The following is a 20568-nucleotide window of genomic DNA, read 5'->3' on the forward strand; positions in this document are numbered from 1 at the left end:
CCGTTCGGGCCGTTCGGCCGTTCCGACGTGGAAAACCATAGCAAACATTCGAGGTGGCGGATCACCACCCCTTCCCAGGCCGGAGCCGTGACGGCCGTACGACGGCCGGGGCTGCCCTTGGGCGGGGGACCGGCGCGCGGGAGGATGAGGGGGACCACCAGCAGTGACAGTGGGAGGAAGCAGCGTGAGCGACTCGAACACCGCGGCCCGGAGCGTCACCGGCGAGGATGAGGTCGTCGGCCTCTGTCGCGACCTCATCCGCATCGACACCAGCAACTACGGCGACCACTCCGGGCCGGGGGAGCGGGCCGCGGCCGAGTACGTCGCCGAGAAGCTGGCCGAGGTCGGACTCGATCCCCAGATCATCGAGTCCCACAAGGGGCGTGCCTCCACGGTCGCCAGGATCGAGGGCGAGGACCCCTCGCGCCCCGCCCTGCTGATCCACGGCCACACCGACGTGGTGCCGGCCAATGCGGAGGACTGGACCCACCACCCGTTCTCCGGCGAGGTCGCCGACGGCTGCGTGTGGGGCCGCGGCGCCGTCGACATGAAGGACATGGACGCGATGACCCTCGCGGTCGTACGGGACCGGCTGCGCAGCGGCCGCAAGCCCCCGCGCGACATTGTCCTCGCCTTCCTCGCCGACGAGGAGGCCGGCGGCACCTACGGCGCCCGGCACCTGGTCGACCACCACCGCGACCTCTTCGACGGGGTCACGGAGGCGATCGGCGAGGTCGGCGGCTTCTCCTTCACGGTCAACGAGAACCTGCGGCTCTATCTGGTCGAGACGGCCCAGAAGGGCATGCACTGGATGCGGCTGACCGTCGAGGGCACCGCGGGCCACGGCTCGATGACCAACAACGACAACGCCATCACCGAGCTGTGCGAGGCGGTGGGCCGCCTCGGCCGCCACCAGTGGCCCGTCAGGGTCACCAAGACAGTGCGGTCCTTCCTCGACGAGCTCTCCGACGCGCTGGGCACCCCGCTCGACCCGGAGGACATGGACGCCACGCTGGTGAAGCTCGGCGGGATCGCCAAGATGATCGGCGCGACCCTGCGGAACTCGGCCGCCCCGACGATGCTCGGCGCCGGCTACAAGGTGAACGTCATCCCCGGCCAGGCCACCGCCCATGTCGACGGACGGTTCCTGCCGGGGTACGAGGAGGAGTTCCTGGCCGACCTCGACCGGATCCTCGGACCCCGGGTGAAGCGCGAGGACGTGCACGGCGACAAGGCGCTGGAGACCAGCTTCGACGGCGCCCTGGTGGACGCCATGCAGCTGGCGCTGCGCGCCGAGGACCCGATCGCCCGGGCCGTGCCGTACATGCTGTCCGGCGGCACGGACGCCAAGTCCTTCGACGACCTCGGCATCCGCTGCTTCGGCTTCGCCCCGCTCCAGCTGCCGCCGGAGCTCGACTTCGCCGGCATGTTCCACGGCGTGGACGAGCGCGTTCCGGTCGACGGACTCAAGTTCGGCGTACGTGTGCTGGACCGTTTCATCGACGCTTCGTGAGATCGACGGCGAATCCTCGCGCTCTTGTACGTCGAATTCGAGCGGGAGTGCGGAGATAACCGGAAAGGGTGAACGGACTCATAGGCTCGTAGCCTCAATAGTTCCCCCTCGTTACAGGTGATGCGATCCGCGGCTGGGATCGCATTGCCAACAAGGAGGAACAATGATCAAGAAGGTCGTCGCTGCTGCGGCTGCCACTGGCGGTCTCGTGCTCGCGGGTGCGGGCGTCGCCGTTGCCGACGCGGGTGCTCAGGGTGCTGCTCTGAACTCCCCCGGTATCGCCTCCGGCAACGTCGTCCAGGTGCCCGTCCACGTGCCGGTGAACGTGTGCGGCAACACGGTCTCCGTGGTCGGGCTGCTGAATCCCACCTTCGGCAACTACTGCATCAACAAGTGACGTTGCGTCTCAACCCGTGAGGGTCTGAGCCCGGCCGGCCCCGGAGTGCACGCCATGCACTCCGGGGCCGGTGGGCATTCCGTCTCCGGGTGATCCGCCCGGAGGCAGTCCGGAAGCCTAGAAGGCAGGGAACAACCTATGCGACAGGTCACGCGTAAAGGCCTGATCACCGTGGCGGCCGCGGGCGGCGTACTCGCCCTCGGCGGCGGATATGCGCACGCCGACAGTAACGCCAGTGGAACCGCGTCGAATTCGCCGGGCATCGCGTCCGGCAATTCCGTTCAGGTGCCCGTGCACGTGCCGGTGAACGCCTGCGGAAACACCGTGAATGTCATCGGGGTGCTCAACCCCGCGTTCGGCAACAAGTGCGCCAACGTCTCCAAGGGCCGCCACGCCAAGGGGTCCGAGGCGTCGGGTACGGCGAGCAACTCTCCCGGTGTCGCCTCCGGCAACCAGGTGCAGGCACCGGTCCACGTGCCGGTGAACGCCTGCGGGAACAGCGTCGACGTGGTCGGCGTGCTCAACCCGACGTTCGGCAACGAGTGCGCCAACGGATCCGGGGTCGAGCGCCCGGGCCCGGGGCAGCCGGGCGAGCCGGGCAACCCGGGTGAGCCCGGCAACCCGGGTGAGCCCGGCAACCCGGGTGAGCCCGGCAACCCGGGTCAGCCCGGGAACCCCGGAACCCCCGGTGAGCCCGGCGGCCAGCCTGGTCAGCCCGGAAACCCGGGCGAGCCCGGTGACACCGGCGACGACTCGGGCAAGGCGAACCAGCCCGGCCCGCAGACCGTGTCCCCCTCCGGGGACGACGCCACCGAGGAGCTCGCCGAGACCGGCGCCGCCTCCCTCGGCGTGGTGATCCCGGTCGGTGCCGGAATGCTGCTCGCGGGTGCGCTGCTCTACCGCCGCGCCCGTCAGACCGCGTAACCGGCCCGACCGCCGTCGTTACGCAGAGGAGCGGGCCCCGCAGCCGCGGGGCCCGCTCCGTCGTCTCCGGGCACTCACCACGAGGCGCGCACCTGTCGGATGATGCGCCGGCGCAGCCGCACCCTGCGGCTGCCGTCCCGGAGCAGGCTCAGGCGGTCCAACTCCCAGTGTCCGTACTCGGCATGGTCGGTCAGCAGCCGCGTCGCCTCCTTGCGGGAGACGCCGCGCGGCACGTACACGTCGACAAATTCGTATTCCGGCATCGCATCTATTGTGCGGGCACGGGCTCTGTACGGATAGCGTCTGTCCCATGTCTGATGCTGCGCAGCCCACCGCTGCCGAGGTACGCGCCGCCGCCGAGGCGGTCAAAGCCGCACTGGACCGTCACCTGGAGGCGGTGGAACGCCGCACGGGCGACGACGACCCGGCCGTCTACAGCGCGTTCAACGCCCTCGCCGCGGCCGCCGAGGCCTACGACGAGCGGCTCTACGACCGGTACGACGAGGTCACCCCCTTCGAGATCCCGGGCGCGGACGACTCGATGCCGCCGTACGCCGGTCCCGAGGAACCGAACGCCCTGAGCGTGCTGATCCGGCGCGACTACGCCGTCGTGGAACCGGACCGGCTGCTGGCCCAGGCGCAGCGCATCGCCGATCTCGACCGTGACGACGACGCCACGGAGGAGACGGCGCCGACGGTCGGCGACAGCGTCCACGCGGCGATCGGTGTCCTCTTCGGCGAGTACGAACCGGACGAAATCGCCTCCCGCCACAAGGAGTTCGGCCTGGAGGAGGGCGACTCCACCCTCTGGGTCTCGGCTGCGGACGAGCTCCCGGAACCGGGCGAATGGCTGACCACCCCCTTCGACCAGGCCGACCCGGAACGGATCGTCTGCCGCTTCGACGTGAGCGCGGTCTTCGACGACGACACCGACGAGGATGTGCTGGACCTCGACACGGAGGGTGCCTGACCGGCCACGGGCGGGGTGCATCGGCGGACGGTCCGTGGGGGTACCGGCGTGGCCGGTACCCCCACGGCCGTCAGTCGGCCGTGGGCTCCTCCGGTTCCGTCAGGAGGGTTTCGAGCAGGGGGCGCAGGCGGGTCGTGCGGGGGAGGGCGGGGGTTTCGGATACCGCGCGAGGGAGTGCCTGGTCCGCTCCGTGGACCACCGAGAGGTGGCGCTCGCCACGGCCGAAGGCCGTGTAGACCCATGGGCGGCTCAGGCCCTGGGCCGCGTCGCCCGGCAGGACCACGACCGCCGCCGGCCAGCGCATGCCGGCCGATTGGTGTGCCGTGAGGGCCCAGCCGTGGCGGAGGGACTGTTCCACGCGGTCCTTCGGGACGACGACCGCCGCGCCGCCGCAGTCCAGCCGCAGCCCTTCCGCGTCCGCCGAGACGACCGTCCCGGTCAGCGTCCGTCCCGGCGCCGGGGCGTACGCCACCCGGTCGCCCGGGTCGAAGCCGGCGAACCGGCCGGGGCCGGGGTTCAGCCGCTGCTTGAGCGCGGCGTTCAGCGCGCGCGTACCCGCCGAGCCGCCGTGGCCGACGGTGATCACCTGGATCTGCTCGGCCGTGAGCGCGAAGGCCCTGGGCACCGAGTCCGCGACCAGCTGCACCGCGCGGTGCACCGCCTCGCCCGCGTCCCGGACCGGGACGATCACGACCTCCTTGCCGGGCGCCTCGACCGGGAGCAGCTCGCCGATCCCGATGCCCGACACCAGCTCACCGACCGGGCCCGGGTCGGGGGTCCGGGAGGCGACCTGCGGGCAGACCCGCGCGGCCAGCACATCGGCGAACACCCGCCCCGCGCCCGCCGAACCGAGCACACCGGGATCGCCGCTGAGGACCAGTCGGCAGCCGTCGGGCAGCGACTCCACGAGCATCGCGGCGGTCTCCACGTCCAGCTGCGGGGCGTCGAGGACGGCCAGCAGGTCGACGGCGAGCGCGCCCTCCGCGTCCCGTCCCGGCCCGGCCGCACCGGAGAGCAGGGCGGCCACGGTGACCGCCCGCGCTTCCTCACCCAGGCGCCGCACGCCGTTCTCGCTGTGGGCGGCGACGACCACCCGCAGGCCGAGGTCGCGCGCCGCGCCGGCCAGCGCGACCGGCTCGGCGCGGGCCGCCTCGCCGCCCGTGTGGACGACCAGGCCATGGGCACCGGACGCCCGGATCAGCTCGGCGGCGGACGGCGTGGGCGCGGCGGCGGACGCTTCGGCCCAGTCGTCCGAAGGGCCGGTCCTGGCCAGCCGGGCGAGGCCGTCGGCGAGGGACTCCTCGGCGAGCGCGTACCGGTCGAGACCCAGCAGGACCGGACCGGCCTCGGCGGCGGCCGCCTCCGGCGCGCCCTCGGGGCGCTCCCCGGACTCCTCGCCACCCTCCTCGTCCTCCTGGCCGTGCTCCTCCTGCTCCTCCTCCTGGAACACGAGCACCACACCCTCGGCCACGGCGTGCCGCACCGCCTCCGCCGGGTCCGGCACCTTGTGCTCGGCGAGCGCCTCCCGGACGGCGGCCAGCTCCATGGCCGTGTGCCCCTGGAGCGCGGCCCGCTCCAGCAGCCAGCCGACCAGGGCCGTGGTCCGCCGCTCGTCGCCGGGCCCGCACGCGTCGCCCAGCAGGGCCCGCGCGAAGCCGTCCGCCTGCTCGGGGCGGACGCCCGGCAGGGACAGCAGCTGCCACGGGTCCTCGGCCAGCAGCTCGCCCGCGCCCTCGCCGAGGACGGCCGCCGCACGCGGGGCCAGCGCCTCGGGGGCGCCGCCCCGGGCCAGCGCCGCCCGTACCGACGCGAGCGTCTCAGGGGTCACGGCCCGCTCGTGCGTCGCGGCCGGTCCGGGCGCCTGGGGCCGTACCGGCGCGGGGGGCTCGGGGGCGGAGCGGCGGGGCGCCGGGGCGGGGGAGTCGAAGAACGCGGTGCCCGACTTCTCGCCGCTCTCCACCGCCCGTACCGCCGCCAGCAGGTCGGCGGCCGTGCCGCTCAGCTTGGCGCCCGCCTCGATGGGCGCCTCCTTCTCGGCCTTGCGTCGCTCGATCCGCTCCCGCAGCTCCCGCTGCGCGGCGAGCTCGGCCTGCGCCTCGGACACCTCTGCCGTGCCCTCGGCGTTCGTACCCTCTGCGCTCGTGCCTTCGGCGTCGGTGCCTTCGGCGTCGGTGCCTTCGGCGCTCTGCTCGGCCTCGCCGGCCGGCTCGCCGGCGGTCTCGGGGCCGGCGGCTTCCTCGGAAGGCACAGTCACAACGTGCTCCAGTCCTGATCGGGGTAGCGGTGCACGGGCGCCGACACATCGTCGAGGGCCCGGCAGATCTCGTCAGGAAGACTAAGGCTCTCCACTGACAGCGCCGCCGTGAGCTGCTGCGCGTTGCGCGCGCCCACGATCGGCGCGGTCACTCCCGGCCGGTCCCGCACCCACGCGAGCGCCACCTGGAGCGGGGTCGCGGCGAGCCCGTCCGCGGCCGTCGCCAGCGCGTCCACGATCCGGCTCGACGGATCGTCGAGATAGGGCTCGACGAACGGCGCCATCGTCTCCGAGGCACCCCGGGAGTCGGCCGGGGTCCCGCCCCGGTACTTCCCGGTCAGCACCCCGCGCCCGAGCGGTGACGACGGCAGCAGGCCGACTCCCAGGTCCCGCGCGGCGGGCAGTACCTCCCGCTCGATGCCCCGCTGGAGCAGGGAGTACTCCATCTGGGTCGCCGCGAGCGGGGTACGGCCGCCGGGCGCGGCGAGCTGCCATGTGGCCGCCTTCGCCAGCTGCCAGCCGGAGAAGTTGGCGACGCCGACGTAGCGGGCGCGTCCGCTGGTCACCGCGATGTCCAGGGCCTGGAGGGTCTCCTCCAGCGGGGTGCGCGGGTCGAAGGCGTGGACCTGCCACAGATCGACGTGGTCCGTGCCGAGCCGGGCCAGCGACGCGTCCAGCGCCGACAGCAGATGACCGCGCGAGGCGTCGAACCGGCGCCCCGGATCCGGATGGGGCACGCTGCCCGCCTTGGTGGCGACGACCAGATCCCGCCGGGGCACCAGGCGCTCCATGAGCTGCCCGAGCAGGTACTCCGCCTCGCCGCCGCCGTAGACGTCCGCCGTGTCCACCAGCGTCCCGCCGGCCTCCCAGAACGTCTTCAACTGCTCGGAGGCGTCGTGTTCGTCGGTGCCCCGCCCCCAGGTGAGGGTGCCGAGCCCGATCCGGGACACGCGCAGGCCGGTACGGCCGAGATGCCTCTGCTCCATGGGCGGGAGAGTACTGGCCAAGACACCACGCGGAGAGAGCCTGTGGACAACCTCCCTCGCGAGGCCCCCTGACGGAACGTCCGGCCGCGCGCTAGAGTCCGCGCCAAAGGGACGTTACTGATCAGTAAAGAGGGTGTGGGACATGCGGCTGGGCATCAACCTCGGCTACTGGGGCGCGGGCATGGACGGCGACAACCTCGCGGTCGCCCAGGAGGCGGACCGCCTCGGCTACGACGTGTGCTGGGCCGCCGAGGCGTACGGCTCGGACGCCCCGACCGTCCTGTCCTTCGTCGCCGCGAAGACCGAACGGATCGACATCGGCTCGGCGATCATGCAGATCCCGGCCCGCCAGCCCGCCATGACGGCGATGACGGCCGCCACCCTCGACTCCCTCTCCGGCGGCCGCTTCCGCCTCGGCCTCGGCGTCTCCGGCCCCCAGGTCTCCGAGGGCTGGTACGGCCAGAAGTTCGACAAGCCTCTGGCACGTACGCGTGAGTACGTCGAGATCGTCCGCAAGGCCATGTCCCGCGAGCGCCTCACCTACGAGGGCGAGCACTGGACCCTCCCGCTGCCCGGCGGCCCCGGCAAGCCCATCAAGCTCACCGTCCACCCCACGCGCCACGAGATCCCGCTCTACATCGCCGCCATCGGCCCCAAGAACCTCGAACAGACCGGCGAGATCGCCGACGGCGCCCTGCTGATCTTCCCCTCCGCCGACCACCTGGAGGAGACCGCGCTCCGCCACATCCGCGCGGGCCGCGAGAAGGCCGGCAAGACCATGGAAGGCTTCGACGTCCACCCCACCGTCCCGCTCGCCCTCGGCGACGACGTCGAGGCCCTCGCCGACACCTTCCGGCCGTACACCGCCCTCTACGTGGGCGGCATGGGCAGCCGCAAGCAGAACTTCTATAACCAGCTCGCGCAGCGCATGGGGTACGAGAAGGAGGCCGCCGAGATCCAGGAGAAGTACCTCTCCGGGGACAAGACCGGCGCCGCGGCCGCCGTACCGCACCGGCTGATCGACCAGACCACGCTGCTCGGCTCCGTGGACCGGATCGCCGACGGCATGCGGGCCTACGCCCAGGCCGGTGTCACCACCCTCACCCTGGCCCCGGCCGGCTTCACGCTCGACGAGCGGATCGCCGCGCTGCGGGCCGGCACCGAGGCCCTCGAGCACGCGGGCCTCGCCTGACCCCGGGAAAGACTCGCGGCCGTGGTGGGGGCTCGGGGTGTCTCCCCGCCACGGCCGTCACGCAGCACAACGCCGGACCCGGGCTCCCGGTTACGGGGCTCCACGCCCGCGTGCGCTCCTTCTTTCGGCCCAGTCTTCGGCCCTATCTGTTGCCTCCGGCCCCGTCCCGCATTTGACTCTCCCTTTGCGGAGGTTGCTCCCGGGGTGTCCGGGAGAGGCCCACCGGCGTATCGCGGACGCTCGCACGGAGGTGGCACTGATGCTCTCGGCCCGCAGCCTGTTCCAGGAGATCGTCGACGACGACGAGGCGTACCAGCTCTTCTGCTCGATCGCCGCAAGCGGCGAGACCCAGGGGGGCTGGGAGAACGCCCGGATCGCCGCCCTGGTGCCGCCGAGCATGCGCGAACTCGCCCCCAAGATCACCCGGCACGGCGCCGACGAGGACAAGCACGGCCGTATCTTCAACGCCCTGCTCAAGAAGCGCGATCTGGAACCGGTCGAGGTACCGCCCGAGACCGACTACACGATGCTCCTGGAGAAGAGCGGCATCGGCCTCGCCCACGAAAAGCTCCGCAACGACGAGCCCCTGGACGAGCGGGACATCGTCGTCTACCTCTCGCACAGCCGCGTCACCGAACAGCGCGCGGCCGACCAGATGGTGATGCTGGTCAAGTACTTCGGCGACCATCCGGAGGTCGGCAAGGCGATCCGCATGATCAGCAACGACGAGGACAACCACCTCGCCTACTGCCACGAGGAGTTGCTGCGCCTCGCCCGCGCCGGGCACGGCCGGGCGATCCAGCGGACCCTGCGCGAGTGCGCGCTCGCGGAGATCAAGGTCTACCGCGACGTCAGCCTCGCCGTCATGAGCCACATGGGCCGCATCCTGCGCTGGCCCAAGGCCAAGTCGCTCGCCCTCAGGGTCGGTATCCACGGCATGTACGCCTACGAGCGGGCCGGCGGCTGGCGGCGCATGGTCGACCTCAAGATGCCCGAGCGGCGGGACGCCCTCGGCGGCCCCGCAACCCCTGCACCCGCCTTCTGACCCGCGGCGGCGCGGGGGCCGGCCCTACAGCCATCCGCGCCGCTTGAACAACCGGTACAGCCCCACCTCGACGCCCGCCATCAGCACGACCACGCCCGGATACCCCCAGGTCCACGTGAGCTCCGGCATGTGGTCGAAGTTCATGCCGTAGACCCCCGCGACCATCGTCGGCACGGCCGCCATCGCCGCCCACGCCGAGATCTTCCGCATGTCGTCGTTCTGCCGCACCCCCATCTGCGCCAGATGCGCCGACAGGATGTCCGACAGCAGCCGGTCGAGCCCCTCCACCTGCTCGTTCGCCCGGGTCAGATGGTCTCCCACGTCCCGGAAGAACGGCTTGGCCGCCTCGTGCACGAACGGCACGGTCCCGGCCGCCAGCCGGGTCACCGGCGCCGCCAGCGGGCCGGTGGCCCGGCGGAACTCCAGCACCTGCCGTTTCGCCGTGTAGATCCGCGCCGCGGTCGTCTTCGGATGACCGCCGTCGGGCGCGAAGACCTCCGCCTCCAGCTCCTCCAGGTCCACCTGGAGCTCGCCCGCCACGTCGATGTAGTGGTCCACCACCGCGTCCCCGACCGCGTACAGCACCGACGTCGGCCCCTGCCGCAGCACCTCCGGCTCGGCCTCCAGGCGCCTGCGCACGGCCGCCAGCGGGGCGCTGGCGCCGTGCCGGACCGTCACCACGAACGAGTCGCCCACGAACAGCATCAGCTCGTCGGTGGAGACCCGGTCGCTCTCCGGCTCGTACACCACCGGTTTGAGGACCATGAACAGCGAGTCGTCGTAGACCTCCAGCTTCGGCCGCTGATGCGCCTTCAGCGCGTCCTCGACCGCCAGCGGATGCAGCCCGAACTCCTCCGAGACATGACCGAACTCCCGCTCCGTCGGCTCGTACAGCCCCAGCCAGAGGAAGGCGTCCCCGTCGGCCCGTGCCTGGGCCAGGGCGTCCGAGAGATCGGAGGGGCCCTCGGACCGGGCGCCCTCCTTGTAGATGGCACAGTCCACGATCACGGCGCGTATTCTCCCTTCGTCCCGGGGCCCTCGCACCTCCATGGCCCGCCTCGTGCTTCTACCCTTGCGGGCATGGCCACGCTGATCCTCGTCCGCCACGGACGCTCCACCGCCAACACCGCCGGGATCCTCGCCGGATGGACCCCCGGTGTCGCCCTCGACGAGCGGGGCGCCGCACAGGCCGCCGCGCTCCCCGGGCGGCTGGCACGGGTGCCGCTCGCCGCCGCCGTCAGCAGCCCCCTCCAGCGCTGCCGGGAGACCCTCCAGCCACTGCTGGACGCCCGCCCCGATCTGCCCCTGCACACCGACGACCGGATCGGCGAGTGCCACTACGGCGACTGGTCGGGACGCAAGCTCGCCGAGCTCGCCGACGAGCCCCTGATGGAGACCGTGCAGCAGCACCCCTCCGCCGCCGTCTTCCCCGGCGGCGAATCGATGCGCGCCATGCAGCAGCGGGCCGTCGAGGCCGTCCGCGAATGGAACGCCCGTATGGAGGCCGAGCACGGCGAGGACGCCGTCTACCTCATGTGCTCGCACGGCGACATCATCAAGGCCCTGGTCGCCGACGCGCTCGGGATGCACCTCGACCTCTTCCAGCGCATCCACGTCGACCCCTGCTCCGTGACCGCAGTCCGCTACACGCGGCTGCGGCCCTTCCTGCTGCGCCTGGGAGACACCGGCGACTTCGGCGCGCTGATCCCCCGGGGGAGCGGCGATTCCACCGCCGAGAGCGCCACCGCCGAGGTCGGTGGCGGTGCGGGCGCACCGTGATCGCTTCGCGCAGTAGGGTGGATGAGGCGCCGTAGCGCCAGGGGGGACAACCCCCGGCCCCCATGGCCCGATTGCCGTCGCGCGCAAGTCAGCCGTCCGATCAAGCCGTCGATACTCAAGGGAGACAGGGACGTGTCCCGTCAGGTGTTCCTCTACGACCCGCCGGAGCGTTTCGTGGCCGGTACGGTCGGGCTGCCTGGCCGCCGTACGTTCTTCCTGCAGGCCTCCGCCGCAGGACGGGTCACCAGCGTCGCCCTGGAGAAGACCCAGGTGGCCGCCCTCGCCGAGCGGATCGACGAACTGCTCGACGAGGTCGTACGGCGCACCGGCGGCAACGCCCCCGTACCGGCCGTCGCCCCGGCCGAGATCACCGACACGGCCCCGCTGGACTCCCCCGTGGAGGAGGAGTTCCGGGTCGGCACCATGGCGCTCGCCTGGGACGGCGAGGACCAGCGGATGATCGTCGAGGCCCAGGCCCTCGTCGAGCTGGACGCCGACACCGAGGAGGACCTCGCGGAGGCCGAGGAGCGGCTCCTGCAGGACGAGGAGAACGGCCCGCCGATGCTCCGGGTCCGGCTCACCGGCGCTCAGGCCAGGGCCTTCGCCAAGCGCGCCCTGGACGTCGTCAACGCCGGCCGCCCGCCGTGCCCGCTGTGCAGCCTCCCCCTCGACCCGGAAGGACATGTGTGCCCGCGCCAGAACGGATACCGCCGGGGAGCATGACGGTCCTCGACCTCCTGACGAAGGGCGAGCTCACCGTCCGCGGCCAGGTCCGCGAGGCCTCCAACGCCGTCCTGTACTGCTCGGTCGCCTACGAGGACCAGGAGGCCGCCTGCGTCTACAAACCCATCGCGGGGGAGCGCCCGCTGTGGGACTTCCCCGACGGCACCCTCGCCCAGCGTGAGGTCGCCGCGTACGCCCTCTCCGAGGCGACCGGCTGGGGGCTCGTCCCGCCCACCGTGCTGCGCGACGGGCCCTACGGCGAGGGCATGTGCCAGCTGTGGATCGAGGCCGACCCGGAGGCGAGCCTTCTGGCGCTGGTCGAGGACGAGGAACCGTCCGACGGCTGGAAGGCCGTCGGGCTCGCCCAGGTCGCCGAGGACCGCACCGCGCTGCTGGTCCACGCCGACGACCCCGACCTCCGCCGGCTGGCCGTGCTCGACGCCGTGATCAACAACGGCGACCGCAAGGGCGGCCATCTGCTGCCCGCCCCCGACGGGCGGCTCTACGCCATCGACCACGGGGTCACCTTCCACGTGGACGACAAGCTCCGCACCCTGCTGTGGGGCTGGGCGGGGGAGCCGCTGCCGGACGAGGCGGCCGAGGTGCTCTCCCGGCTGGAGGCCGAGCTCGCCGACGGAATGCCGCTCGCCACCCGGCTGGCCCAGCTCCTGACCGCCGCCGAGATCGACGCCGTACGCGCGCGTGTCACCCGACTGCGCGCCACCGGGCGGCACCCGGAACCCTCCGGCGAGTGGCCGGCGATCCCCTGGCCACCGGTCTGACCCGGTTCGTTCCCCCCTGCACGAACGGCTGCACGAACGGCCCAGGACCGCAAGAGGGCCTTCTCGGTCAAGATCCCGCATCCGGTTCGTATCCGGAACGTGCGTCCGGTTACGCTTCAAGACATGCATGCCTGGCCCGCTTCCGAGGTCCCCGCCCTGCCCGGCAAGGGCCGCGACCTCCGGATCCACGACACCGCGACCGGCGGTCCGGTCACCCTCGACCCCGGTCCCGTCGCCCGTATCTACGTCTGCGGCATCACGCCGTACGACGCCACCCACATGGGACACGCGGCGACCTACAACGCGTTCGACCTCGTGCAGCGCGTGTGGCTCGACACCAAGCGGCAGGTTCACTACGTCCAGAACGTCACCGACGTGGACGATCCGCTCCTTGAGCGGGCCGTCCGCGACGGCATCGACTGGGTCGGTCTCGCCGAGCGGGAGACCGCCCTGTTCCGCGAGGACATGACCGCCCTGCGGATGCTGCCGCCCCAGCACTACATCGGCGCCGTCGAGGCGATACCGGGCATCGTGCCGCTCGTCGAGCGGCTGCGGGACGCCGGAGCCGCCTACGAGCTCGAAGGTGACATCTACTTCTCCGTCGAGGCCGACCCGCACTTCGGCGAGGTGTCCGGCCTGGACGCCGAGGCGATGCGGCTGCTCTCCGCCGAGCGCGGCGGCGACCCCGAGCGCCCCGGCAAGAAGAACCCCCTCGACCCGATGCTCTGGATGGCCGCCCGTGAGGGCGAGCCCAGCTGGGACGGCGCCAGCCTCGGCCCCGGCCGGCCCGGCTGGCACATCGAGTGCGTCGCCATCGCCCTCGACCACCTCGGCATGAGCTTCGACGTCCAGGGCGGCGGATCCGACCTGGTCTTCCCGCACCACGAGATGGGCGCCTCGCACGCCCAGGCGCTGACCGGCGAGCATCCCTTCGCCCGGGCGTACGTACACGCCGGCATGGTCGCCCTCGACGGCGAGAAGATGTCCAAGTCCCGCGGCAACCTGGTCTTCGTCTCGAAGCTGCGGCGCGACGGCGTCGACCCGGCCGCCATCCGCCTCTCGCTCCTCTCGCACCACTACCGCGCCGACTGGGAGTGGACCGACCAGGTCCTCGAGGACGCCGTGGCGCGGCTCGGCCGCTGGCGCGCCGCCGTCTCCCGGCCCGACGGCCCGTCCGCCGACGCGCTTGTCGAGGAGGTCCGCGAGGCACTCGCCCAGGACCTGGACGCCCCCGCCGCGCTCGCCGCGGTCGACCGCTGGGCCGCGCTCCAGGAGGCCGAGGGCGGTACGGACGAGGGCGCGCCCGGCCTCGTCTCCCGCACCGTCGACGCCCTCCTCGGCATCGCGCTCTGACCGACCGTTCAGGGCCGCCCGTGGACACTGCTCCACGGGCGGCCCTGTGCGTTTTCCCAACCCCTGCTCCGGCGCCTTCGGTTGGGGCGGTCCCGGGGACGCAGGCGGGGGCGGTGCCGAACCGGCACCGCCCCCGCTCACGTCACCCGACGGACGTGGTCACTCCTCGGACGCCTCCGGGGCGTCCCCGTCCCCGCTGCCGTCCCGGTCGCCCTCGCCGTCGTCGGCCTGACCGGCTCCGCCTTGGGCGGCTTGGGCGGCTTCGTACGGCCGCTGGAGGTGTCCCGCAGGTACGAGCTGTCGCCGCTCTCCGTGGCGTGGCCGGGGCCCTGCGCGGGGCCGCCGTCGCGCCGCCGCAGATACCGCTCGAACTCGCGGGCGATCGCCTCGCCGGACGCCTCCGGCAGATCCGCGGTGTCCCGCGCCTCCTCCAGCGTCTGGACGTACTCGGCCACTTCGCTGTCCTCGGCGGCCAGCTGGTCCACCCCGAGCTGCCATGCCCGCGCGTCCTCGGGCAGCTCGCCCAGCGGGATCCGCAGATCGATCAGATCCTCCAGCCGGTTCAGGAGCGCCAGCGTCGCCTTCGGGTTGGGCGGCTGCGACACGTAGTGCGGCACCGCCGCCCACAGGCTCACCGCGGGCACACCCGCGTGCGTGCACGCCTCCTGGAGGATGCCGACGATGCCCGTCGGCCCCTCGTAGCGGGTCTCCTCCAGGTCCATGGTCCGCGCCAGGTCCGGGTCGGACGTGACACCACTGACCGGCACCGGGCGGGTGTGCGGGGTGTCACCGAGCAGCGCGCCCAGGATCACCACCATCTCCACACCCAGCTCATGGGCGAAGCCGAGGATCTCGTTGCAGAACGAACGCCAGCGCATGGACGGCTCGATACCCCGCACCAGGACCAGGTCGCGGGGCTTGTCGCCGCCGACCCGGACCACCGAGAGCCGGGTCGTCGGCCACGTGATCTTCCGCACGCCGCCGTCCAGCCACACCGTGGGCCGGTTGACCTGGAAGTCGTAGTAGTCCTCGGCGTCGAGCGCCGCGAACACCTCGCCCTTCCACTCCCGTTCCAGGTGCGCGACCGCGGTGGAGGCGGCGTCGCCGGCGTCGTTCCAGCCCTCGAACGCGGCCACCATGACCGGGTCGATCAGCTCGGGAACCCCCTCGAGCTCGATCACCCAGCGCCTCCTTCCGAAGTTCCTGTCGTACGGACCAACCTTACGGCTTTCCGGGGGCCGGGCCGCAGCCCCCGTACGCGTCCGGGGTGCGTCCCCGGCCTTGATCGACTACCCACGATCCAGGACCGGCACACGACGGATTCCGTCGGGGCCACAGCCCTCACAGGTAAGGGGCGGTCTCCAGGGAGACCGCCCCTTACCCACACGCGTGTCGGGCCTACTTGGCCGCGAGTATGCCCTCGACCTTGGCGCGGATCTCGTCCGTGGCCAGGCCGCGGATGGTCAGCGTCGTACGGCGCCGCAGCACGTCGTCCGCCGTCTCGGCCCACTCGTGGTCCCGGGCGTAGGCGACCTGCGCCCAGATCTCCGGGGCGTCCGGGTGGATGCGCTCGGCGAGCTCCGGGTTGTCGTTCGCCATGCGGGCGATGTCGAACGAGAGCGAACCGTAGTGCGTCGCCAGGTGCTTGGCGGTGTCGGCGGCCATCCGCGGGCCGGGGGCCGGGCCGTCGACGAGCAGCCGGTGCACGACCGCGTTGGGGTTGGCGATACCGGGCAGCGGCAGCCGCTTGGGCAGCTCCGACACCGGCTCGTAGTCCTCGCCCAGGGGCCGGCCGGGAAGCTGCTCCAGCTTCTTCATCACCGTACGGCCGATGTGGCGGAAGGTCGTCCACTTGCCGCCGGCCACCGACAGCATGCCGCCGCGGCCCTCGGTCACCACCGTCTCGCGCTTGGCCTTGGAGGTGTCGCCGGGACCGCCCGGCAGCACCCGCAGACCGGCGAAGGAGTAGGTGATCAGGTCCCGGGAGAGCTGCTGGTCGCGTATGGAGAACGCGGCCTCGTCCAGGATCTGGGTGACGTCCTTGTCGTTGACCGCGACCTCGCCCGGGTCGCCCTCGTACTCCTCGTCGGTGGTGCCGAGCAGCAGCATGTCCTCCCAGGGGAGGGCGAAGGTGATGCGGTACTTGTCGATCGGGGTGGCGAGCGCGGCCTTCCAGGGGGAGGTGCGCTTGAGGACCAGGTGCGCGCCCTTGGACAGCCGGATGGAGGGGGCCGCGTTCGGGTCCTCCATCTTGCGCAGGTGGTCGACCCAGGGACCGGTGGCGTTGAGGACGAGGCGCGCGTCGACGCCGAACTCCTCGCCGTTCGTACGGTCCTTGAGGTCGGCGCCGGTGACCCGGCCGCGGGTGAAGCGCAGACCGGTGACCTCGGCGTGGTTGAGGACGACCGCACCGGCGGCGACCGCCGCGCGGACCGTCATCAGCGCCATACGGGCGTCGTTCATCTGGTCGTCGCCGTAGACGGCCACGGCCTTGAGGTTGTCCGTACGCAGCTCGGGCACGTCCTGCGCGGCCTTGGCCGGAGAGAGAAGGTGGCCGACGCCGTCACCGAACGCGGACAGCGCGCTGTAGGCGAAGACGCCCGCGCCGAGCTTGGCGGCGCCGTGCGGGCCGCCCTTGTAGACGGGCAGGTAGAAGGTGAGCGGGTTGGCGAGGTGCGGTGCCACCTGACGCGACACCGCACGCCGCTCGAAGTGGTTCTCCGCGACCAGCTTCACCGCGCCGGTCTGCAGGTAGCGCAGACCGCCGTGGAGCAGCTTGGAGGAGGCGGAGGAGGTGGCGCCGGCGAAGTCGCCGGCGTCCACCAGGGCCACCCGCAGGCCCGACTGCGCGGCGTGCCAGGCGGTGGAGATGCCCAGGATGCCACCGCCGATCACCAGGAGGTCGTACGTCGCCTTGGAAAGCTGCTCCCGAGTCTCGGCGCGGCTCGGCAGGGAACCAGCGGCCGGGCGCGTCCCGAGGGCGGGGACGCTCTGCAGGGTGGTCATGTCGATTTACTCCTCGTCAGATCCGTCTTCGAGCCAGCCCATCGAGCGCTCAACGGCCTTCAGCCAGCTCTTGTACTCGCGGTCACGCTTGTCGGCGTCCATGCGAGGGGTCCATTCCGCGGCGCGGCGCCAGTTGGCGCGCAGCGCGTCGGTGTCCGGCCAGAAGCCGACGGCCAGACCGGCGGCGTAGGCGGCACCGAGGCAGGTGGTCTCGGCGACCATCGGACGCACGACGGGCGCGTCCAGGAAGTCCGAGAGCGTCTGCATCAGCAGGTTGTTGGAGGTCATGCCGCCGTCGACCTTGAGCGCGCTCAGCTCGACGCCGGAGTCCTTCGTCATGGCGTCGGTGATCTCGCGGGTCTGCCAGGCGGTGGCCTCGAGCACGGCGCGCGCGATGTGCGCCTTGGTGACGTACCGGGTCAGGCCGGCGATCACACCGCGGGCGTCGGAGCGCCAGTACGGGGCGAACAGGCCGGAGAAGGCCGGCACGAAGTAGGCGCCGCCGTTGTCGTCGACCGAGGACGCGAGGGTCTCGATCTCGGCGGCGGACTTGATCAGGCCCATCTGGTCGCGCATCCACTGCACCAGCGAACCGGTGACGGCGATCGAGCCCTCCAGGGCGTAGACCGGCTTCTGGTCGCCGATCTGGTAGCCGACCGTGGTCAGCAGGCCGCTGTAGGAGTTGATGACCTTGTCACCGGTGTTCATCAGCATGAAGGTGCCGGTGCCGTACGTGGACTTGGCCTCGCCCTCGGCGAAACACGTCTGGCCGAACAGGGCGGCCTGCTGGTCGCCGAGCGCGGAGGCGACCGGGACGCCGTCCAGGACGCCGCCCTTGACGGAGCCGTACACCTCGGCGGAGGACCGGATCTCCGGCAGCACCTGGGCCGGGATCTCCATGGACTGGAGGATCTTGTCGTCCCAGCCCATGGTGTGCAGGTTCATCAGCATGGTGCGCGAGGCGTTGGTGACATCGGTGACGTGGTGGCCGCCGTCGACGCCGCCCGTCAGGTTCCAGATGACCCAGGAGTCCATGGTGCCGAAGAGGATGTCGCCGCGCTCGGCGCGCTCGCGCAGGCCCTCGACGTTGTCGAGGAGCCAGCGGACCTTCGGGCCGGAGAAGTACGAGGCGAGCGGCAGGCCGGTCTCGCGGCGGAAGCGGTCCTGGCCGACGTTGCGGCCGAGCTCCTTGCAGAGGGCGTCGGTGCGGGTGTCCTGCCAGACGAGGGCGTTGTGGACGGGCTCGCCGGTGTTCTTGTCCCACAGCAGCGTGGTCTCACGCTGGTTGGTGATGCCGATGGCCTTCACGTCGGCGGCGGTGATGCCGGCCTTCTCGATGGCCCCGGCGACGACCTCCTGGACGTTGGTCCAGATCTCGGCGGCGTCGTGCTCGACCCAGCCGGGCTTCGGGAAGATCTGCTCGTGCTCCTTCTGGTCGACGGAGACGATCCGGCCGTCCTTGTCGAAGACGATGCAGCGGCTGGAGGTGGTGCCCTGGTCGATGGCGGCGATGAACGGGCCGGCGGTGTGTGCGTCGGTCACGGTGTGCTCCTGGGTAAGTCTGGAAGAAGGACGGCTCAGGCGAACGCGATGTTGTAGATACCCGCGGCGAGTGCGCCACCCACCAGGGGGCCGACGACCGGGATCCAGGCGTAGCTCCAGTCGGAGCCGCCCTTGTTCGGCAGCGGCAGCAGGGCGTGCATGATGCGCGGGCCGAGGTCACGGGCCGGGTTGATGGCGTAGCCGGTCGGGCCGCCGAGCGAGAGGCCGATGGAGACCACGACGAGGGCCGTGATCAGCGCGCCGAGGACACCGAGGCCCTTGCCGCTGTCGTTGAGTCCCTGCGTGAGCACCGCGAGGACCAGCACGGCGGTGCCGATGATCTCGGTGGCCAGGTTCTGCCAGACCACCCGGACCTCGGGTCCGGTGGAGAAGACGCCCAGCACCGGGCCGGCCTTCGGAGCGGCCTTCTGGTCGACCATGCCCTCCTCGTGCGGGGGCGCGGAGATGATCTCCGGGTCCGTGAGGTGGGCCTGGAACTGTCCGTAGTACGCGACCCAGACCAGGAAGGCACCGAGCATGGCGCCGAGCAGCTGGCCTGCGAAGTAGACCGGAGCGTTGCTCCAGTCCCCGTCCTTGATCGCGATGCCCACCGTGACGGCGGGGTTCAGGTGGGCGCCCGAGAGGGTGCCTGCCATGTATACGGCGGTCATGACCGCGAAGCCCCACCCGAAGGTGATGGCCAGCCACCCGGCGTTCTGCGCCTTCGAGCGCTTGAGTACCACGGCGGCGACGACGCCGCCGCCGAGCAGAATGAGTACGGCGGTACCAATGATCTCGCCGATGAAGATGTCGGAGCTGGACACCCGCGACTCCTTTGTCCTTCGTCCAGGGGAAGGCGAACCACCGGGTCCCTCCGGTGGTCCGCGCCCTCAGGTGAGGGCGTATGCCGGTCCCGTGGCCTTGCGACACTCTAGCGCGTATTGCCGGTAGGTGTTCGACAATGCCGACCGATGAACGGCAGTTTTGCCCCCGGGTTAACAGCGCGTCAAGGGTTCCGTGGCCGAAAACCGGATCGTTACCGACGGGCCGGCGAGGGCCTCGCCGGCGGCCCGGTGCCGCAGGTCAAGCAGGCTCTTCAGGTCAACGAGGCTCTTGCGGAGCCCTACGGCAAAGGCGCCCGCCCCCTGGGGGTGCGGGCGCCCATGGCCGGGATCCGGACGCGGCGGGTACGCGGGCGCGGGCGCGCGTCGGCGTGGGCTCAGAAGCGGCCGGCGCCCAGGTCACGGGAGACCGCGCGGGCACAGTCCCGTACCGCCGCCACCAGCTCCGAACGCAGCTCCCCTGCGTCGCAGACGCGCTCCACGGCCCCCGTGATGGCGACCGCGCCCACCGGCATCCGCCGCCGGTCGTGGATCGGCGCGGCCACGGAGGCCACGCCCTGCCAGGTCTCCTCCACGTCCGCCGCCCAGCCACGCGCGCGTGTCAGATCAAGCACCGACTCGAAGTCGGTCAGGTCCGTGACCGTACGGGCGGTGAACGTCTCCCGCTCGACCTCCAGCGCCTCGCTGTGCGCCACCGGGTCGTACGCCGACAGGACCTTGCCCAGGGCCGTGGAGTGCAGCGGCTGCATCGCCCCCACCTCCAGCACCTGCCGGCTGTCGTCCGGCCGGAAGACGTGGTGCACGATCAGTACGCCCTGCTGATGCAGGACGCCCAGGTGGACGCTCTCGCCGCTGGAACGGGCCAGGTCGTCCGTCCACACCAGGGCGCGCGCCCGCAGCTCGTGGACGTCGAGGTAGCTGTTGCCCAGCCGCAGCAGCTCGGCGCCCAGCTGGTAGCGGCCCGACGCCGCGTCCTGCTCGACGAACCCCTCCGCCTGGAGGGTGCGCAGAATGCCGTGGGCCGTGCCCTTGGCCAGTCCGAGCGACGAGGCGATGTCGGAGAGTCCGAGCCGGCGCTCGCCGCCCGCGAGCAGTCGCAGCATCGCTGCCGCCCGTTCAAGCGACTGGATGTTCTTCGCCATCGCCCGGCCCTTCTCCCCATCTTCTGGACCCTGCGGACTAGCGCGGGGATTCGATCTTGCCATTCGACAATGCTGAACACTATCGGTCCATGCCGAACTTGTGTCACCACTGAAAGTG

The 20568-nt window shown here is 71.8% G+C and carries 19 protein-coding genes; 10 read left to right on the top strand and 9 right to left on the bottom strand.

Features of this window, described 5'->3' with window-relative positions; all coding sequences use genetic code 11:
• The first annotated feature begins 184 nt into the window (after window positions 1-184).
• The 3 genes from IEZ01_RS19410 to IEZ01_RS35895 all read left to right on the top strand — a co-directional run bounded on the left by IEZ01_RS19410 (window position 185) and on the right by IEZ01_RS35895 (window position 2834).
• Entirely contained in the window at window positions 185-1513 is a 1329-nt protein-coding gene (locus tag IEZ01_RS19410; protein WP_019885025.1) for a M20/M25/M40 family metallo-hydrolase, read from the top strand.
• 163 nt (window positions 1514-1676) lie between these two features.
• Window positions 1677-1910 (top strand): chaplin ChpH, encoded by a 234-nt coding sequence (chpH, locus tag IEZ01_RS19415; RefSeq protein ID WP_019885024.1) that lies wholly within the window; start codon window positions 1677-1679, stop codon window positions 1908-1910.
• Window positions 1911-2048: 138 nt separating this feature from the next.
• Window positions 2049-2834, top strand: coding sequence for a chaplin family protein (locus IEZ01_RS35895; RefSeq protein WP_019885023.1), 786 nt, complete (start codon window positions 2049-2051; stop codon window positions 2832-2834).
• A gap of 74 nt (window positions 2835-2908) precedes the next feature.
• Here the strand turns inward: IEZ01_RS35895 and IEZ01_RS19425 are convergent, their stop codons facing one another.
• Window positions 2909-3097 (bottom strand): DUF5703 family protein, encoded by a 189-nt coding sequence (locus tag IEZ01_RS19425; protein ID WP_019885022.1) that lies wholly within the window; start codon window positions 3095-3097, stop codon window positions 2909-2911.
• Between the two features lie 47 nt (window positions 3098-3144).
• Here IEZ01_RS19425 and IEZ01_RS19430 point away from each other — a divergent pair, with 47 nt between their 5' ends.
• On the top strand, window positions 3145-3804 hold the full coding sequence (locus tag IEZ01_RS19430) for a hypothetical protein (protein ID WP_019885021.1): 660 nt from the start codon (window positions 3145-3147) through the stop codon (window positions 3802-3804).
• 70 nt (window positions 3805-3874) lie between these two features.
• Here the strand turns inward: IEZ01_RS19430 and IEZ01_RS19435 are convergent, their stop codons facing one another.
• The gene (locus IEZ01_RS19435) at window positions 3875-6058 is read right to left on the bottom strand and encodes an AAA family ATPase (RefSeq protein ID WP_189202792.1); all 2184 of its coding nucleotides are present in this window, start codon (window positions 6056-6058) and stop codon (window positions 3875-3877) included.
• On the bottom strand, window positions 6055-7044 hold the full coding sequence (locus IEZ01_RS19440; RefSeq protein WP_189202794.1) for an aldo/keto reductase: 990 nt from the start codon (window positions 7042-7044) through the stop codon (window positions 6055-6057). The genes IEZ01_RS19435 and IEZ01_RS19440 overlap by 4 nt, the downstream gene beginning before the upstream one ends.
• 142 nt (window positions 7045-7186) lie before the next feature.
• On the opposite strand from IEZ01_RS19440, the gene IEZ01_RS19445 reads away from it, so the two are divergent.
• Window positions 7187-8236, top strand: a complete 1050-nt coding sequence (locus IEZ01_RS19445; protein WP_189202796.1) for an LLM class F420-dependent oxidoreductase — start codon at window positions 7187-7189, stop codon at window positions 8234-8236.
• A 259-nt stretch (window positions 8237-8495) separates the two neighbouring features.
• Window positions 8496-9281: a hypothetical protein gene (locus IEZ01_RS19450; RefSeq protein WP_019885017.1), complete on the top strand. Its 786-nt coding sequence runs from the start codon at window positions 8496-8498 to the stop codon at window positions 9279-9281.
• 24 nt (window positions 9282-9305) lie between these two features.
• Here IEZ01_RS19450 and corA read toward each other — a convergent pair whose 3' ends face one another.
• Window positions 9306-10298, bottom strand: a complete 993-nt coding sequence (gene corA / locus IEZ01_RS19455) for a magnesium/cobalt transporter CorA (RefSeq protein ID WP_189202833.1) — start codon at window positions 10296-10298, stop codon at window positions 9306-9308.
• A 63-nt stretch (window positions 10299-10361) separates the two neighbouring features.
• On the opposite strand from corA, the gene IEZ01_RS19460 reads away from it, so the two are divergent.
• The 4 genes from IEZ01_RS19460 (at window position 10362) to mshC (ending at window position 13918) form a co-directional block, all read left to right on the top strand.
• Entirely contained in the window at window positions 10362-11060 is a 699-nt protein-coding gene (locus IEZ01_RS19460) for a histidine phosphatase family protein (RefSeq protein WP_019885015.1), read from the top strand.
• A 132-nt stretch (window positions 11061-11192) separates the two neighbouring features.
• Window positions 11193-11783: a DUF3090 domain-containing protein gene (locus tag IEZ01_RS19465; RefSeq protein ID WP_019885014.1), complete on the top strand. Its 591-nt coding sequence runs from the start codon at window positions 11193-11195 to the stop codon at window positions 11781-11783.
• On the top strand, window positions 11747-12565 hold the full coding sequence (locus IEZ01_RS19470) for an SCO1664 family protein (RefSeq protein WP_189202798.1): 819 nt from the start codon (window positions 11747-11749) through the stop codon (window positions 12563-12565). The genes IEZ01_RS19465 and IEZ01_RS19470 overlap by 37 nt, the downstream gene beginning before the upstream one ends.
• A gap of 123 nt (window positions 12566-12688) precedes the next feature.
• Complete coding sequence (gene mshC, locus IEZ01_RS19475; protein ID WP_019885011.1) at window positions 12689-13918, top strand: cysteine--1-D-myo-inosityl 2-amino-2-deoxy-alpha-D-glucopyranoside ligase; 1230 nt, start codon at window positions 12689-12691, stop codon at window positions 13916-13918.
• Window positions 13919-14055: 137 nt separating this feature from the next.
• On the opposite strand, the gene IEZ01_RS19480 is transcribed toward mshC, so the two are convergent.
• The 5 genes from IEZ01_RS19480 to IEZ01_RS19500 all read right to left on the bottom strand — a co-directional run bounded on the left by IEZ01_RS19480 (window position 14056) and on the right by IEZ01_RS19500 (window position 20450).
• Entirely contained in the window at window positions 14056-15099 is a 1044-nt protein-coding gene (locus IEZ01_RS19480) for a PAC2 family protein (RefSeq protein WP_229833073.1), read from the bottom strand.
• Window positions 15100-15316: 217 nt separating this feature from the next.
• On the bottom strand, window positions 15317-16924 hold the full coding sequence (locus IEZ01_RS19485; protein WP_189202800.1) for a glycerol-3-phosphate dehydrogenase/oxidase: 1608 nt from the start codon (window positions 16922-16924) through the stop codon (window positions 15317-15319).
• A gap of 6 nt (window positions 16925-16930) precedes the next feature.
• Window positions 16931-18466, bottom strand: coding sequence for a glycerol kinase GlpK (glpK, locus tag IEZ01_RS19490; protein WP_019885008.1), 1536 nt, complete (start codon window positions 18464-18466; stop codon window positions 16931-16933).
• 35 nt (window positions 18467-18501) lie between these two features.
• Entirely contained in the window at window positions 18502-19290 is a 789-nt protein-coding gene (locus IEZ01_RS19495) for an MIP/aquaporin family protein (protein WP_019885007.1), read from the bottom strand.
• Between the two features lie 395 nt (window positions 19291-19685).
• Window positions 19686-20450, bottom strand: coding sequence for an IclR family transcriptional regulator (locus tag IEZ01_RS19500; RefSeq protein WP_019885006.1), 765 nt, complete (start codon window positions 20448-20450; stop codon window positions 19686-19688).
• Between the last annotated feature and the right edge of the window lie 118 nt (window positions 20451-20568).

The organism is Streptomyces purpureus, from assembly GCF_014648195.1.
GTDB lineage: Bacteria > Actinomycetota > Actinomycetes > Streptomycetales > Streptomycetaceae > Streptomyces > Streptomyces purpureus.

Bases quoted from the DNA above. Each gene is read 5' to 3' on its own strand.
- IEZ01_RS19425 (WP_019885022.1), bottom strand. From the start codon at position 3,097: ATGCCGGAATACGAATTTGTCGACGTGTACGTGCCGCGCGGCGTCTCC.
- IEZ01_RS19450 (WP_019885017.1), top strand. From the start codon at position 8,496: ATGCTCTCGGCCCGCAGCCTGTTCCAGGAGATCGTCGACGACGACGAG.
- mshC (WP_019885011.1), top strand. From the start codon at position 12,689: ATGCATGCCTGGCCCGCTTCCGAGGTCCCCGCCCTGCCCGGCAAGGGC.
- IEZ01_RS19500 (WP_019885006.1), bottom strand. From the start codon at position 20,450: ATGGCGAAGAACATCCAGTCGCTTGAACGGGCGGCAGCGATGCTGCGA.
- IEZ01_RS19460 (WP_019885015.1), top strand. From the start codon at position 10,362: ATGGCCACGCTGATCCTCGTCCGCCACGGACGCTCCACCGCCAACACC.
- IEZ01_RS19485 (WP_189202800.1), bottom strand. From the start codon at position 16,924: ATGACCACCCTGCAGAGCGTCCCCGCCCTCGGGACGCGCCCGGCCGCT.
- chpH (WP_019885024.1), top strand. From the start codon at position 1,677: ATGATCAAGAAGGTCGTCGCTGCTGCGGCTGCCACTGGCGGTCTCGTG.
- IEZ01_RS19430 (WP_019885021.1), top strand. From the start codon at position 3,145: ATGTCTGATGCTGCGCAGCCCACCGCTGCCGAGGTACGCGCCGCCGCC.
- IEZ01_RS19445 (WP_189202796.1), top strand. From the start codon at position 7,187: ATGCGGCTGGGCATCAACCTCGGCTACTGGGGCGCGGGCATGGACGGC.
- IEZ01_RS19440 (WP_189202794.1), bottom strand. From the start codon at position 7,044: ATGGAGCAGAGGCATCTCGGCCGTACCGGCCTGCGCGTGTCCCGGATC.
- IEZ01_RS35895 (WP_019885023.1), top strand. From the start codon at position 2,049: ATGCGACAGGTCACGCGTAAAGGCCTGATCACCGTGGCGGCCGCGGGC.